Origin of the sequence: Vagococcus carniphilus (assembly GCF_014397115.1) — a bacterium.
GTDB lineage: Bacteria > Bacillota > Bacilli > Lactobacillales > Vagococcaceae > Vagococcus > Vagococcus carniphilus.
On record NZ_CP060721.1, the window covers coordinates 34653 to 48942 of the forward strand.

Here is a 14290-nt window from a genome sequence, read left to right on the forward strand (position 1 = left end):
AATTGGTTATTTTAAAATATATATGATAAAATTTGTTTGCAAAAAGATAGTGCATGATATTATTGCCAAAAGACCAACAGCTGGCGGGCTGTTGGTCTTTTTTTATTTCCAATTGTATTTTACAAGAATAATTTTAGTTCTGATGATTTACATCCAACTCAGAATCTACATAATTAGAATGAGTTCCTATAGGTAAATTTAATAGTGTTTCAGCATAATAATATCTCATATAAACCTTTTTAACTTTTTCAACAGACTTATCAGAATGTAGAAAATGAATAAAGGTTCCTGTTTCTCCTATTTTTAAAGGTGTAAAAGGAATTGAATCAGATTGATAAATAGGTTCTCCTAAATCAGTTCCCCATGACAGGAGGGCTAAAGGTGGTTCATATGCTTCTTTTCCATCCATATAATTAAAATTCTTTATTTCAAACTCTATTCTGATCATGTCATTATTATTTAAGTCTTCAAAGTTCTTTATGTCCTCTAATTTAGCAGTTGTAACTTTTTTATAATTCCAACTTACTAAAGGAAGTAACTCTTCTAAACAAGAGTACTTTTATTTGTTGTTGATTACTATGATTATTTTAGGAAAAAGCTAAAACAACTGTCCAACATATCTCATTAATTATACAAGCTAAGTCTTTTTATTTGAAAACGATTTCCTTTTGTGGTATAAATTAAGTGTAAGGAACGATAAATTCCCATGATTAGTTTTTAATACTTAAAGTTTATTGTTGAATCAAATAGTAAACGCAACAACTTAAAGGAAAACTAATTAGCACGTACGAAATAGGTTACATGTTAGGAGATTAAGAGTTCTAGAAGTAATATAAGAAAGGCGTGGGAATTTGAAAAAATCCTTACCAATAATTAAATGGCCTATCAAGTGTGAGTAAATCATTCGACTGTTAAACGGAATGACTCGAAAAATCCTTGATAGGTCTATTTTATTTTTTTAGATTGATGTGCTCTCAATCTATTATAGAAAAATAACAAGTGTAAAGCTAATCAATAATTTAAGGACAGATTATACAAAGAATTAATTAAATTTCTTTTTTCTGACTTTATAGAATTTGAATAATTTTTAAAAACTAAAAGTGTCCAGTAAATCACCATATACTGGACACTTTTTATTTTTTACTTTTTTTGATATATTTTTGACACTTTAATGTTCATTAACCCATTCACTAATCAACGTTCATTAATTGCTATCTAATTAAGTTATGTTACAATAAATTTAACAAGGAGCTGACTTTTATGAAAATTGGATATGCAAGGGTTTCAACAGGATTACAAAATTTAGATCTTCAGGAAGATAGTTTGAAATCTGAAGGGTGCCAAAAAATTTTTACAGATAAAATTAGTGGTGCAAAAAGTAAAAGACCTGGATTGGTAAATGCAATTGATTTTGCAAGAGAAGGGGATACAATTGTTGTTTGGCGATTAGACCGTCTAGGAAGAAATATGCAAGATTTGATTACTATTGTGAATCAGTTAAATGACAGAGGAGTCAGCTTTTATAGTATTCAAGAAAACATCACTATGGATAAGTCTAGTTCGACTGGCCAACTGATGTTTCATTTGTTTGCAGCATTTGCTGAATTCGAAAGAAACTTAATACTTGAACGATCTGCAGCTGGGAGAGAAGCTGCTAGAGCAAGAGGACGCTTTGGAGGTAGGCCAGAAAAATTAACTAAACAAGATTTTCAGCTGATGAAAAGATTAATAGATAGTGGAACACCTATAAAAACAGTTGCAGAACAATGGAATGTTTCTAGAACTACAATTTACCGTTATCTCAATAAAGACGACAATCATTAAACATAATTGTTAGTTTCAATAAATTCTAACATCAATAAAAAATGAGGATGGGCACTATGAAAGAAATACTTGAATCCACGATGGATATTCCAACTAACCAAAAACAAATAAAGGAAGAGATATTTAGCTCTTTTAAAGTTATTTTAAGTACAGAACCTAATTTTATTAGAAAAGCAAAGACAATAATTTGTTATGAAACACATCTTCCTTTCTCATTAGGTCTATCCGAAGGATTTGCTTTTAAAGTAATTAATAGAGAACAAATTTTTATATATAGCGAAAAAGTCAAACATGACCATATGTCATCTGTCATAAAATGCTATGGATTCACTAAAAAAAAATGTACTAAAGTTACAGACCAAGATAAAGGTTTGGTAATAGAAAATAGCCTTAATACAATTAATGATATTATTAAAATAATTAAATCAAAATTTGGATATGCTAATTTATTTCTACTTAATAACGCTAATAGAGATCATGTAGATATGCTATTTACTTATAGTCTAGACTTAAGAATAGTATCCCATGCTGCAACAGTAATAAATGTTGATAGTATCTATTATCCTACGGAAGGAGAACACAAACCCTTATTTACTTCAGAAGATGAATATAATTATTTATTAAGTAAACTGGAAGATAAAAAGATGGATCGAATGATTGATGCCTTTTATTATTTTTGTTTATCTAAAGAAAATGAACTTGATAAAAACTTTAATTCATCAATTATTAATATGCAAACAGGATTTGAAATTTTTGTATACTATATATTTAATAAATTCATTGAAGAGGGAATAATAAACAAACCTAATGGGCATGTTTCCTATAAAAATGTTCTAGAACACCACATCGGACCAAAACTAGAAACAGAAACTTATAAATTTAATTTTGAAGACCCTGATTGTTCCTTATCTCAATACTGGAAATATGTCTACTCTTTTAGGAATAATATCGTACATGAAGGCCATATTATAAGCTACAATGATTATTTTAACTTAGTTAAACCAGCTTGTGATAATTTTGTTAGATCACTTGATATTGTTTTAAATGAAAAATATCCTCAATTAAATATAAAAATAGAATACTCAAAATAGAATATAGTTTTTCACATAAATTGATAAATCACACCTCTATCGTTGAAATAAATCTAAATTTTAACGATAGAGGTGTTTATTATATGTCTTATGTTGAAATTTATAAACAAAAATACGAATAGTTCAAATTTAAATAAAAGTTTAGCGATTAACTTTGATACACTTCTTCAAAAATTAATGCAAGAGGATTCTAATGCTTTTTAACACAAACTACTCACCTAAACTTTCTAGAATCGCTTAAAAGCCTTCTCTGAACACTATATTTTCTAAAATATTAGTCGTTCTATTTTATTGGTTTTATTGTAAATTATGGTTTTATTTCGCACTAACTTCAAGCGCTATGTTGCACTAATAGAACAAAAAAAGACTATTTCGCTAAATGAAATAGTCCTTTTTATTACTTATTTTACTCCAATGACTAAACTATCTCGTGCAGCTTCCACTACTTCTGTCGTGATAGTTTCAAGGTTATTGATTTCTAATATTCTTTCGATTTGGGTGAAAAGTCTTTGGATAAGTCGAAAGGTTCTGTTGCAAAGTTTTAAATCTACTATCAAATAAGGTAGAATAATAGAAAAAGATAGCAGGAGGAATGACGATGAATCATTTTAAAGGAAAGCAATTTCAGCAGGATGTGATTATTGTAGCCGTGGGCTACTATCTTCGTTATAACCTTAGCTATCGTGAAGTTCAAGAAATCTTATATGATCGTGGCATTAACGTTTCTCATACGACGATTTATCGTTGGGTGCAAGAATATGGCAAACTACTCTATCAAATTTGGAAAAAGAAAAATAAAAAATCCTTTTATTCATGGAAAATGGATGAAACGTACATCAAAATTAAAGGAAAATGGCATTATTTGTATCGAGCCATCGATGCAGATGGTTTAACCTTGGATATTTGGTTACGTAAAAAACGGGACACACAAGCAGCCTATGCTTTTCTTAAGCGGTTAGTGAAGCAGTTTGATGAACCGAAGGTTGTAGTCACAGATAAAGCCCCCTCTATTACAAGTGCCTTTAAGAAACTAAAAGAATACGGCTTTTATCAAGGGACAGAACATCGTACCATTAAATACCTGAATAATTTGATTGAACAAGACCATCGTCCAGTAAAGAGACGCAATAAATTCTATCGAAGTTTACGCACTGCCTCTACCACGATTAAAGGCATGGAAGCCATTCGAGGATTATATAAGAAAACCCGAAAAGAAGGCACTCTCTTCGGGTTTTCGGTCTGTACTGAAATCAAGGTATTATTGGGAATCCCAGCTTAAATCATAGATACCGTAAGGGATTTTATTCTTTATTTAAAACTTTGCAACAGAACCGCTTTCTATATAATGAAGCCCTAGACACATTTGTAATTTCACAAATTTGATTTACAGTCATACCTCCTTCTTTATATAGCTTTACTGCATAATTCATTCCTGCGTGATTTTTATGATATTTCTTTAACCGTCCTTTAAACTTCCCTTCTTTCTTTGCGAGCTCAATTCCTTCACGCTGACGCATAGGAATAAGGTCTCACTCTAATTGGTTAACACCAGCCATTACCGTAATTAAGAATTGACTATATGGATTATCTTCTGATAAATCTAGCCATGTATCCTTAAGTGATTTTAAGCTTGCCTTTTTATTTCGTATTAAATCAATCAATTCAAATAAATCTTGCGTACTTCGAGTGATCCGAGTTAAATCTGTAACATAAATAATGTCTCCTTCCTGTAAATCCTCTAACATTTTTTGAAGTTGTTCACGATCTTTTGTTGCTCCTGAAATTTTTTCTTCATAAATAATATCCATTCCAATTTCGTTCAATTGCCGAAATTGACTTGAAGGATTTTGGCTAGTCGAACTGACGCGTACATAACCGATTTTCTTCAAAATTTCACCTCGTTTTTGAGACAAGTCATACAACAAAACACTAAATCGCTTTATTTGACGTAATTTCGATTATATCTCAATAGATTAAACCTTATTGTACAAGGTTTCCTGCTTTATCATTGTAAATCCGTATAATCCGGATGCTGCCCCTCTAAGAAGTAAGATGTTCTCATACCAATAAGGAACTCATACCATTTAATTAATGAGAAGTGCTTGTTTTCGTGTCAGCAGATCTTTGATTAAGTATAATTACTCCACCGACAATCATAACTAAACCAATAAATGTAAGAATGTTAAATGGTTCATTCCACACCAAAACACCTATTAAAGCTGTCAGAGCTGTTCCTACACCTGACCAGATTGCGTAAGCTAAACTTAAAGGCAAAGTTTTTAAAGACAATGATAATGTATAGAACGCTATGAAGAAGCCAATTGCTACTCCAATTGTGGGGTATATATTCGTAAATCCTTCAGATAATTTCAACATAGATGTTCCGAATATTTCACTAATAATCGCAATTCCTAATGCAACATACCCTTTCATAATCCATCAACCTTCCTTTAATGAGACAATTTAAGTACCACAACACCAGCTATAATGATTAGTAAGCCAAGTAATATTTTTAGATTAAACTTTTCTTTCCAAACAAGAATACCAACAATCGCAGTAAGAGCAGTTCCTCCACCAGACCATATTGCATAAGCAGTTCCTAACGGAATGTGTTCTAATGCTTTGGAGAGAAGGTAAAAAGAACTCCCCATACCTATTACTAAACCAACTGTAGGGACTAATTTCTTAAAGCCATTTGATGCCTTCATCATAGAACTTCCGAATACTTCAAATAAGATTGCGCCAATTAATAATACATATGGATTCATGTGATATCCTCCTAGGTTGTAGATTCAATTAATTTTTCGATGATTTTTTCTCGTAAGTCAAAATTGATTTGTCCCAACTTAAAGAACTCGGAATAATAAAGACCATCGAGGGTAAGCCGAATTGTTGTTGCTAGTACAGAGTCAATACCATCCTCATCAATTTTTGATTGAATATACTCGAAGTGGACGAGGATGTTTTCTGTAACAGTAGGATTCAATTTCGAAAAAGAATGAGATGCTATATTTAGAACTTGAGAATTGTTTAAATCATCAGTGTATGCATGTATTAAGGCGCGAGTCCATTTTCCTTTTTCTATAGGATCATTCTCAGCTAATTCATTAAATCGGTATACAAAGTCTTGAAAAATAAGTTCAGTTATTCCAGCATATAATGCTTCTTTTGAGGGGAAATGATACAATAAACCACCTTTGCTAACATTGGCTTGCTTTGCGACTGCTTCTAATGTCAAAGTATCAAAATCGTTTGAACCTAAGAGTTCTATTGCAGCATTTAGCAGATGCGCTCTTTTGTCCTGTTTTTTTGCTGACATGATTACCCTCCTTTTGTTATTCCATGAGATTATTATACCGTCCGGACGGTTTTTTGTCAAAATAAACTTACCTTGAATTTATTTTGATAGGGATGTTCCAGAATCAAAGTTTGTATTGTTTTTTAGAAAATAATTCTGTTAAAGGGCGCTATTCTGACATATGAACCAGCGTCCTTAATACATATAAGAAACGCCTCAAAATTCAAGATACCTTAGTTCATTAAAGATTTATAAAGTATGCAAAATCATTCAAAATAACGTTCCCAAATAAAAGTTTGGACGCAAACGAAAATCCTAGAAATCTTGCTTAAATAGTATTTCTTGGATTCATTAAGGTTGTAAATACGCATTTATCTTAACCATTCAAAACGAGTGACTTTACAGTATTCAATGTAAAGTTATTCGTTTTGAATGGTTAAGATAACCGCATTTTTATGACGGTACCCCATATTGAGGTTGACATTTATAATATGTTTTAACTTTATACAACATAATAAAAAAACAGGCTGGAAACCTGCACCAACCTGTTTTCTTATAAGTTGTATAGTAACCTGTCAATAAACTTTCGTGACATATCCTCGCTACTCTGCGGTATTTCACGTTTTATTGACAAGTTCCTAAAAGTTAAAAATTTAATAAGTGGGAAGGGAAAAAATCCTTCCTAAAGGAACTCTTTTTCAGCCGATAAAATAACTTATTAAGCTATTACTTCTTTATAACCCTTACTATTATGTTCAGTAAGGTTATTTTTCTTTTTTGTAGCTGCGTGAATGGATTGCAAATGTTCAAAGCCTTCTCTTGAAATTAGCAATGTTTTTCCTTTCAAAATTACAGTACCTTCTAGTAACATATCTGAATTCATTTTAAATAAAATATAAATATACTTTTCATTTTTACCTAACATCAGACTAGCCTCTTTAGCCGTTAAAATATTATCCCAATTAACCATAATATCCCCTCTTTTATTAGGGAACTTAGCCAATTTATTTTATAGTGAATGATGTTCTTTGCGTTCCCTATTTTTTTGTTGTTCTAAATGTTCTAAATCAATTACATTTTCACCTTTAACATTTAAACTACCATATAATAAATTTCGGTCATTTTTCAATGTAGAAAGTTTTCTTTGTAATTCTGCTTCATCACTGATATTATACTTACTTTTTAGAAACTTGATATTCCTCTTAACTATATCATATCTTCTAAAAACATGGTTGTTATCATGTTTTATTTTATTTCTTTCTTCTTCAGTTTCAGCAGCCTTATAACTGTACATTATTGAATAGCTGTCCTTATACTCCTTAAATGAGCCAGCCATCTTTTCTAATGTGTATATTTCATCGTCAATTTTAAGTAATTGTTTATTAAAGTTATCAATAAAGCTTTCAGCATTACTTTTGATTTCATCTAGCTCTTTTAAAGTCATTTTATTTTTATACAAATGAGCATTTATTTCATTCAAGTAATTAATATTCTGTACAGTTGCCCACCGTTCTAAACCCTTATTATTTTTAAACTTCTCTTGGCTTTTATCAATCCACTTTTTATTAACTATATCCACTTGTAACGGCTGGTAATCTTTATGCTCTATCCTATATTTTATAGAACTCTCCAAATAGTTCATACCTAGCGTTTTAGTACGCATAAACTTTTTACTTTTATTATTCTCGAAAGCTAAATATGGTTCTGTTGCAAAGTTTTAAATCTACTATCAAATAAGGTAGAATAATAGAAAAAGATAGCAGGAGGAATGACGATGAATCATTTTAAAGGAAAGCAATTTCAGCAGGATGTGATTATTGTAGCCGTGGGCTACTATCTTCGTTATAACCTTAGCTATCGTGAAGTTCAAGAAATCTTATATGATCGTGGCATTAACGTTTCTCATACGACGATTTATCGTTGGGTGCAAGAATATGGCAAACTACTCTATCAAATTTGGAAAAAGAAAAATAAAAAATCCTTTTATTCATGGAAAATGGATGAAACGTACATCAAAATTAAAGGAAAATGGCATTATTTGTATCGAGCCATCGATGCAGATGGTTTAACCTTGGATATTTGGTTACGTAAAAAACGGGACACACAAGCAGCCTATGCTTTTCTTAAGCGGTTAGTGAAGCAGTTTGATGAACCGAAGGTTGTAGTCACAGATAAAGCCCCCTCTATTACAAGTGCCTTTAAGAAACTAAAAGAATACGGCTTTTATCAAGGGACAGAACATCGTACCATTAAATACCTGAATAATTTGATTGAACAAGACCATCGTCCAGTAAAGAGACGCAATAAATTCTATCGAAGTTTACGCACTGCCTCTACCACGATTAAAGGCATGGAAGCCATTCGAGGATTATATAAGAAAACCCGAAAAGAAGGCACTCTCTTCGGGTTTTCGGTCTGTACTGAAATCAAGGTATTATTGGGAATCCCAGCTTAAATCATAGATACCGTAAGGGATTTTATTCTTTATTTAAAACTTTGCAACAGAACCGCCGTGGGCTACTATCTTCGTTATAACCTTAGCTATCGTGAAGTTCAAGAAATCTTATATGATCGTGGCATTAACGTTTCTCATACGACGATTTATCGTTGGGTGCAAGAATATGGCAAACTACTCTATCAAATTTGGAAAAAGAAAAATAAAAAATCCTTTTATTCATGGAAAATGGATGAAACGTACATCAAAATTAAAGGAAAATGGCATTATTTGTATCGAGCCATCGATGCAGATGGTTTAACCTTGGATATTTGGTTACGTAAAAAACGGGACACACAAGCAGCCTATGCTTTTCTTAAGCGGTTAGTGAAGCAGTTTGATGAACCGAAGGTTGTAGTCACAGATAAAGCCCCCTCTATTACAAGTGCCTTTAAGAAACTAAAAGAATACGGCTTTTATCAAGGGACAGAACATCGTACCATTAAATACCTGAATAATTTGATTGAACAAGACCATCGTCCAGTAAAGAGACGCAATAAATTCTATCGAAGTTTACGCACTGCCTCTACCACGATTAAAGGCATGGAAGCCATTCGAGGATTATATAAGAAAACCCGAAAAGAAGGCACTCTCTTCGGGTTTTCGGTCTGTACTGAAATCAAGGTATTATTGGGAATCCCAGCTTAAATCATAGATACCGTAAGGGATTTTATTCTTTATTTAAAACTTTGCAACAGAACCCCCACGGCTACAATAATCACATCCTGCTGAAATTGCTTTCCTTTAAAATGATTCATCGTCATTCCTCCTGCTATCTTTTTCTATTATTCTACCTTATTTGATAGTAGATTTAAAACTTTGCAACAGAACCACTTATTGTCTGTTGTTCAATAACAGAATATTCTACTAAAATTTTAATTTATATATATAAATTTATTAAATAAAGCTCTCAGATGCTTATCTTGAGAGCTTTTTAAATTAGTATAACTACAGATACAGATTAAGACAAAAGGGCTCTTACATTACTTTACTTAAACCAGGGGATTTCGTCTAATTCAACAATATTTCTTATTTGTGAGATTGGAACTGGTACATTATTAAGGTAAATAAACCTTTCATCATAACCACTTACAAAACCTGTATAATCTTCTAAAAAATTACCTTCAATATCTTTAATGTTCAATTGAATAGAGATTCGTTTATTCTTATATATCGCAAAATCTACAATTTCAAATATCAATTCCATTGACATTTGATCTCTTCCAGCAATTACTTTATTTCTTTCAATTGAGGCTGTATTAATATCTGCCGTGTGTTCAGATAGATAGAAACCATTGTACTTTACAATCCCACGATCCTCGTAATAATCATTTAATTCAATCATTTCCTCACCTCTTTAAATTAATTCATTTTTTCTTTGCTGAAGGTAATCTCCTGATATATTGGCCCAAAAAGTAAACAGTTCTTCGCCAACCGCAATGGCTGTATTATCACCGAATGCAGCAAATTCATATTCAAATTCGCTATAAGTAATTTCCTCCGCTTCAAACGCTGCAATCAAATCATAAAATTGTTTTTCTAACCTATCGAATATCATTGATTAATCCCTTCATTACCGCCTGCATGACCACCGACAAGTGAAGCTCGTTTTAATGCCGTTGAACCTTCCATATAGCTACTCGCATGTACCAGGGAAGAAAAACCATACCGATTCCTGATTGTATCGACAACCTCGTCCAGCTCCTTGTTAGCAATTATTTCTGTTGGTTCATCAAATAAATTTAACTGAAGGGACGTATCATCTGTTAATTTTGAGTAACTAACGGCTATATTTCTAACTGCCATTTTCGGGTTATAAAATTTATCAAATAATCGCATACAGTGAGCCGTTAACTCCTTTGATTGATTAGTTGGTTGAATAGTCGTTTGTCGATTAAAACCACGTTCAGAATCAAATCTAGAGTATCCTATGGTTAGTCTAACACAAGATGTTTGTTTTCCGCTGGAACGTATCCTTGTAGCCACTTGTTCAGCAATTTCCCTTATAACTATTTTGATTTCTGTCACGTCTGTATAATCTTTCATTAACACTTGACTGTTTCCTATAGATTTTGATTTAGGGACGTATACGTCTGATAATTTCGTTCTGTCCACTCCCCAACTATGAGCGAATAATTGTTCACCCATAATTCCCATACTCGCCTTCAGACTAAAGTAATCATAACTAGCTAACTCTTTAATTGAATAGATCCCCTTATTATTTAATGTTTTTTCTGTCCTGGTATTTATTCCCCAAAAGTCAGTCATATTCTTAATTTGCCAAACAGTGTTTGGTACATCTTCATATCTCCAGGTAGCGATCATATCTTTGTTTTTCTTAGCTTCATTATCTAAAGCAAGTTTACTTAACAAGGGATTGTCCCCGATTCCGATTGTACAAAACAAGCCAGTTTCGTGATAGATTTCTCTTTGAAATTGGACCGCAAACTCATAAGCATTCATATGAAATAGTCTTTTGGAAGCCGTTATTCGAATAAAGGTTTCATCTATGGAATAGATCAGGATATCTTCATCTGATACGTACTGACGAAAGATATTATTAATGACAAGATTCTTTTGGATATAAAGGTTCATACGTGGAGGAACAATCAACAAGTCTTTATGGTAAGGCATATCATATTTTCTCGTCACATTAGATATTCCTAGCACCTTTTTTGCCATTGGAGAAGTAGCTAAAGCTAAACCACCACCACTTTCTGCATTACTCATAACCACAAGCATTGTTTTTAAGGGATTCAGACCTCTCTCTACGCATTCAACACTGGCATAAAAGCTTTTCATATCGACACAAAGTATATCGTCTCTAGGCTCTTTATCGTAGTTAAAGTAGTATTCAGACATTATTTTCACATCCTTCACCCTTAATTATACGAACTCTTGTTCTCTAGTCAAGCGAACAACTAAAAAAACAACCAACTATTATGTTGATTGTTTAGTGCTATCTTTAAGATTGTTAACTACTTTATAATGTTAATATTCTATGATATAATACAAAGTGTAAGGGACGTACTAGTAATACGCCCCTAAGTAGAACCGTTTAAGACGGTGACAAGACATTAATTATTATTAAATAATCATCTGCCTGCCAAAGCTATGATGATTATTTTTTTTGCTCTTTTTTAGCTTCTACAATAGCTTTTACAAGATTCACAATAGCAGTAATTAAACCGACAATTGGAATTGCAATCGCTAGAATAGATTCAAGCAAAAGGCTGGCTCCTTTCGTTAGATTTTGGTTGAATGCACATAAGCACCACCTCACTCTCGATTAGATCCCGCCACCATCACAAACTTATCTACCTGCAACAATTAAGTTGCTACCTAAATAGTATAACATAAAACAAGCTAGAAACCTATATTTTATAAGGTTCTAGCTTGTTTTTTTAAAAGAAAAATAGTGGTAACCTAACTTGTTCTCACTTCTATTGTTTGACGAAATTATTTTTTATATCAGTCATTTGCTTAAAAGTAAAATACATCAATTTAGCCAAAAAAGAAAGGGGCGTAAATTAATTGCTTAACGTTTCACTACAATTATTTTACTACAGCTCTCCCTTTCTTTTTTAACAAAATTGAAAAACTTTTAAAGCAGCAAATGACAAACAATATAAAAAATAATTTCATTCGCTAAAAAATAATTTCAAAACAACTTTAGAAGAAAGGAACGTGGCAAAAATGAAACTAGTAAACGTTATAAAAAAATTATCCAAGTATGGTCACAAAAATTTAGCTAAGTTAATCTTCAAAAAAATCATTAACGACATCACAGACTTTAACGAGGAAGAAATTCTTAATCTAATCTATGACACGTATGTAAAAACTTCAGATGACAATCTAGCTTTCTTACATCAGGATATTAGAGAACATGGCATACTAATAACTTATAAAAAATACCAGGCATTTATTTAATACAGACTAACTAACAAGACTGCAGTCTATCAGGATTGTTAGTTAGATAAATAGAAAGGAAGTTATCAAAATGACAAACAAAAGCCAATCAATTTTATTCAAAGTAGTTAATAAATTTAATGTAAATATAGTAGAAACAGAATATTTCAATATTGAGAAAAGCAATGAAGAGTCACTTAATCAACTTTATAAATTAATTGGAACTGACACAATAGAATTAGTCCATATAATAGATAATCTTTTCGCAGTCATTGATGAAAATGGAAAAATGAAAAGTAACCAGCCCATAATGGAACTTACAATTCACGGTGTAGATTATGAATTTGTTGGTAATGTGGTCTTGCTGACTATTGAAAATGATGATTTTGCTGATATTAATTGCCAATTTCTAAATAAGCTTCAAAATACAACTTGTGCAAATCATTTAATTACAAAATATACAAACTAAAAAAAGCACTTAAAAAGTGCTTTTTAGTTTGTAATACTCAGTTAATTATCCACCTAACAATTTTTAAATGCCTTAGAATCGCCCTCTAACAACGTGTAAAATTAAAAACTAGCTACATTATCACTCAAAGTCAAAGAACTTTCCCACGTAGGTAATTCTTCAATAATTTCTTGTCTGACTTGTTCAATAGCTTGCTCCTGGGCATACGTACTTTGTCTAATCCTTTCCATTGGATCAATAACCAATAATTGATCACTGTTAGATTTAATCTGACTAAATAGTTCCATTTCTCTTTTGGTCCAATGGTCATTTTGGTCTAGCACCCATTGTTCTAATGTTTCTTCAAAACCAAATTTACAATAAACTGAGGGCTGATAATTTCTAAGAGCTTCATAAGCCACGACTCCATATCTTCCCGCACCAATTTTCTCTACATTGATAAAGTCCATTTTTTCTGCATTTTCTTTATCTATTTGAATAGCAACTTCGCTTAATTTAAGCATAATGATTATCCTCTTTTCTATTAAATTTATTTCTAATACTTCTTACTACATTTGAAATCATGACAAACATTAAACCAAAGATAAAAATCATGATAAAGATTTTTAAAAAGAACGTGAGAATAGGAACGACTATTAATAACCAAATACCTAGATATTTAAATAGATACATCAAAGCACCTACAAATACCAGAATACTTCCTATCATTAGTCCCCATGCCAATACGCTTAACGCTCCTCCAGTAGAAATAGTCGTCGATAAATAGCTAAACCACATCTTAAACAACCAAAAAATAAATTGAACAATACTCCCTGCAATCAAATCAACTAACCCAATAACTTCACTAACAAACCGACTAATTCCTGATAGAATCATCATTTTAATCACTATCCTCTCTTATTTTGGCTCTATATTCAATTAATTTCTTTGCGTCCTCAAAGCCTTGTATATACCCTTTTCGATAAACTAATTGTCTACTTAGTTCGACTTTTCTTCTCTCTAAAACATAATTTTCTAATGAGTTAAGTGACACCTGGTAACCTAATTTATTTGATTCTTTGTGACCTTTAATTTTTCCCTCTCGTATCCATCTTCTAACGGTTTGCTCTTGAGATACTAATCCTAGTCCTTTCAACAAAAAGTAAGCTTCATCAACGGAAATATAGTCATCTTCTAATTTCATAAAAATTCCCTCTCAACTATAT

At 31.7% G+C, this 14290-nt stretch carries 19 protein-coding genes and 2 pseudogenes; 7 read left to right on the forward strand and 14 right to left on the reverse strand.

The window, feature by feature from the left end:
• Positions 1-133: 133 nt before the first annotated feature.
• Entirely contained in the window at positions 134-409 is a 276-nt protein-coding gene (locus tag H9L18_RS14890; RefSeq protein ID WP_126796236.1) for a hypothetical protein, read from the reverse strand.
• A gap of 851 nt (positions 410-1260) precedes the next feature.
• Here H9L18_RS14890 and H9L18_RS14895 point away from each other — a divergent pair.
• Entirely contained in the window at positions 1261-1824 is a 564-nt protein-coding gene (locus H9L18_RS14895) for a recombinase family protein (RefSeq protein ID WP_126796238.1), read from the forward strand.
• Between the two features lie 56 nt (positions 1825-1880).
• Positions 1881-2915, forward strand: a complete 1035-nt coding sequence (locus H9L18_RS14900) for a HEPN domain-containing protein (protein WP_126796240.1) — start codon at positions 1881-1883, stop codon at positions 2913-2915.
• 401 nt (positions 2916-3316) lie between these two features.
• On the opposite strand, the pseudogene H9L18_RS15465 reads toward H9L18_RS14900, so the two are convergent.
• A pseudogene (locus H9L18_RS15465) lies at positions 3317-3442 on the reverse strand (AAA family ATPase); the annotation flags it as partial.
• Between the two features lie 71 nt (positions 3443-3513).
• On the opposite strand from H9L18_RS15465, the gene H9L18_RS14905 reads away from it, so the two are divergent.
• Complete coding sequence (locus tag H9L18_RS14905; protein ID WP_001015311.1) at positions 3514-4194, forward strand: IS6-like element IS1216 family transposase; 681 nt, start codon at positions 3514-3516, stop codon at positions 4192-4194.
• A 22-nt stretch (positions 4195-4216) separates the two neighbouring features.
• Here H9L18_RS14905 and H9L18_RS14910 read toward each other — a convergent pair.
• The 6 genes and pseudogenes from H9L18_RS14910 to H9L18_RS14935 form a co-directional block, all read right to left on the reverse strand.
• A pseudogene (locus tag H9L18_RS14910) lies at positions 4217-4804 on the reverse strand (recombinase family protein).
• Between the two features lie 199 nt (positions 4805-5003).
• Positions 5004-5348: a quaternary ammonium compound efflux SMR transporter BcrC gene (gene bcrC / locus H9L18_RS14915; RefSeq protein ID WP_009917198.1), complete on the reverse strand. Its 345-nt coding sequence runs from the start codon at positions 5346-5348 to the stop codon at positions 5004-5006.
• A 17-nt stretch (positions 5349-5365) separates the two neighbouring features.
• Positions 5366-5683, reverse strand: a complete 318-nt coding sequence (bcrB, locus tag H9L18_RS14920) for a quaternary ammonium compound efflux SMR transporter BcrB (RefSeq protein WP_077319525.1) — start codon at positions 5681-5683, stop codon at positions 5366-5368.
• Between the two features lie 11 nt (positions 5684-5694).
• On the reverse strand, positions 5695-6234 hold the full coding sequence (bcrA, locus tag H9L18_RS14925; RefSeq protein WP_003725294.1) for an efflux transporter transcriptional regulator BcrA: 540 nt from the start codon (positions 6232-6234) through the stop codon (positions 5695-5697).
• 697 nt (positions 6235-6931) lie between these two features.
• Entirely contained in the window at positions 6932-7183 is a 252-nt protein-coding gene (locus H9L18_RS14930; RefSeq protein ID WP_077319527.1) for a hypothetical protein, read from the reverse strand.
• Positions 7184-7222: 39 nt separating this feature from the next.
• A complete protein-coding gene (locus H9L18_RS14935) occupies positions 7223-7876 on the reverse strand; it encodes a hypothetical protein (protein WP_126796636.1) in 654 nt (217 codons plus the stop codon).
• Positions 7877-7987: 111 nt separating this feature from the next.
• On the opposite strand from H9L18_RS14935, the gene H9L18_RS14940 reads away from it, so the two are divergent.
• Both H9L18_RS14940 and H9L18_RS14945 read left to right on the forward strand, forming a co-directional pair.
• Positions 7988-8668, forward strand: a complete 681-nt coding sequence (locus H9L18_RS14940; protein ID WP_001015311.1) for an IS6-like element IS1216 family transposase — start codon at positions 7988-7990, stop codon at positions 8666-8668.
• Between the two features lie 24 nt (positions 8669-8692).
• Positions 8693-9355, forward strand: a complete 663-nt coding sequence (locus H9L18_RS14945; protein WP_167844254.1) for an IS6 family transposase — start codon at positions 8693-8695, stop codon at positions 9353-9355.
• 340 nt (positions 9356-9695) lie between these two features.
• On the opposite strand, the gene H9L18_RS14955 is transcribed toward H9L18_RS14945, so the two are convergent.
• Genes H9L18_RS14955 through H9L18_RS14965 form a run of 3 tightly spaced genes read right to left on the reverse strand, consistent with a single transcriptional unit; the run spans position 9696 to position 11569 of the window.
• A complete protein-coding gene (locus H9L18_RS14955) occupies positions 9696-10052 on the reverse strand; it encodes a hypothetical protein (RefSeq protein ID WP_086952653.1) in 357 nt (118 codons plus the stop codon).
• A gap of 12 nt (positions 10053-10064) precedes the next feature.
• On the reverse strand, positions 10065-10265 hold the full coding sequence (locus tag H9L18_RS14960; RefSeq protein ID WP_126796148.1) for a hypothetical protein: 201 nt from the start codon (positions 10263-10265) through the stop codon (positions 10065-10067).
• Positions 10262-11569, reverse strand: coding sequence for a Y-family DNA polymerase (locus H9L18_RS14965; protein ID WP_126796150.1), 1308 nt, complete (start codon positions 11567-11569; stop codon positions 10262-10264). The genes H9L18_RS14960 and H9L18_RS14965 overlap by 4 nt, the downstream gene beginning before the upstream one ends.
• Before the next feature lie 834 nt (positions 11570-12403).
• Between H9L18_RS14965 and H9L18_RS14970 the strand changes: the two genes are divergently transcribed.
• On the forward strand, positions 12404-12637 hold the full coding sequence (locus H9L18_RS14970) for a hypothetical protein (RefSeq protein WP_126796152.1): 234 nt from the start codon (positions 12404-12406) through the stop codon (positions 12635-12637).
• 70 nt (positions 12638-12707) lie between these two features.
• Entirely contained in the window at positions 12708-13085 is a 378-nt protein-coding gene (locus H9L18_RS14975) for a DUF3846 domain-containing protein (protein WP_126796154.1), read from the forward strand.
• Positions 13086-13186: 101 nt separating this feature from the next.
• On the opposite strand, the gene H9L18_RS14980 is transcribed toward H9L18_RS14975, so the two are convergent.
• Genes H9L18_RS14980 through H9L18_RS14990 form a run of 3 tightly spaced genes read right to left on the reverse strand, consistent with a single transcriptional unit; the run spans position 13187 to position 14268 of the window.
• Positions 13187-13588 (reverse strand): TnpV protein, encoded by a 402-nt coding sequence (locus tag H9L18_RS14980; protein ID WP_126796156.1) that lies wholly within the window; start codon positions 13586-13588, stop codon positions 13187-13189.
• Positions 13581-13973: a hypothetical protein gene (locus H9L18_RS14985; protein ID WP_126796158.1), complete on the reverse strand. Its 393-nt coding sequence runs from the start codon at positions 13971-13973 to the stop codon at positions 13581-13583. Before H9L18_RS14985 ends, H9L18_RS14980 begins: the two co-directional genes overlap by 8 nt.
• Complete coding sequence (locus H9L18_RS14990) at positions 13966-14268, reverse strand: hypothetical protein (RefSeq protein WP_126796160.1); 303 nt, start codon at positions 14266-14268, stop codon at positions 13966-13968. The genes H9L18_RS14985 and H9L18_RS14990 overlap by 8 nt, the downstream gene beginning before the upstream one ends.
• Positions 14269-14290 lie beyond the last annotated feature (22 nt).

Coding starts and splice junctions, on each gene's coding strand:
- H9L18_RS14890 (WP_126796236.1), bottom strand. CDS start 409: ATGGATGGAAAAGAAGCATATGAACCACCTTTAGCCCTCCTGTCATGG.
- H9L18_RS14895 (WP_126796238.1), top strand. CDS start 1,261: ATGAAAATTGGATATGCAAGGGTTTCAACAGGATTACAAAATTTAGAT.
- H9L18_RS14900 (WP_126796240.1), top strand. CDS start 1,881: ATGAAAGAAATACTTGAATCCACGATGGATATTCCAACTAACCAAAAA.
- H9L18_RS14905 (WP_001015311.1), top strand. CDS start 3,514: ATGAATCATTTTAAAGGAAAGCAATTTCAGCAGGATGTGATTATTGTA.
- bcrC (WP_009917198.1), bottom strand. CDS start 5,348: ATGAAAGGGTATGTTGCATTAGGAATTGCGATTATTAGTGAAATATTC.
- bcrB (WP_077319525.1), bottom strand. CDS start 5,683: ATGAATCCATATGTATTATTAATTGGCGCAATCTTATTTGAAGTATTC.
- bcrA (WP_003725294.1), bottom strand. CDS start 6,234: ATGTCAGCAAAAAAACAGGACAAAAGAGCGCATCTGCTAAATGCTGCA.
- H9L18_RS14930 (WP_077319527.1), bottom strand. CDS start 7,183: ATGGTTAATTGGGATAATATTTTAACGGCTAAAGAGGCTAGTCTGATG.
- H9L18_RS14935 (WP_126796636.1), bottom strand. CDS start 7,876: ATGCGTACTAAAACGCTAGGTATGAACTATTTGGAGAGTTCTATAAAA.
- H9L18_RS14940 (WP_001015311.1), top strand. CDS start 7,988: ATGAATCATTTTAAAGGAAAGCAATTTCAGCAGGATGTGATTATTGTA.
- H9L18_RS14955 (WP_086952653.1), bottom strand. CDS start 10,052: ATGATTGAATTAAATGATTATTACGAGGATCGTGGGATTGTAAAGTAC.
- H9L18_RS14960 (WP_126796148.1), bottom strand. CDS start 10,265: ATGATATTCGATAGGTTAGAAAAACAATTTTATGATTTGATTGCAGCG.
- H9L18_RS14965 (WP_126796150.1), bottom strand. CDS start 11,569: ATGTCTGAATACTACTTTAACTACGATAAAGAGCCTAGAGACGATATA.
- H9L18_RS14970 (WP_126796152.1), top strand. CDS start 12,404: ATGAAACTAGTAAACGTTATAAAAAAATTATCCAAGTATGGTCACAAA.
- H9L18_RS14975 (WP_126796154.1), top strand. CDS start 12,708: ATGACAAACAAAAGCCAATCAATTTTATTCAAAGTAGTTAATAAATTT.
- H9L18_RS14980 (WP_126796156.1), bottom strand. CDS start 13,588: ATGCTTAAATTAAGCGAAGTTGCTATTCAAATAGATAAAGAAAATGCA.
- H9L18_RS14990 (WP_126796160.1), bottom strand. CDS start 14,268: ATGAAATTAGAAGATGACTATATTTCCGTTGATGAAGCTTACTTTTTG.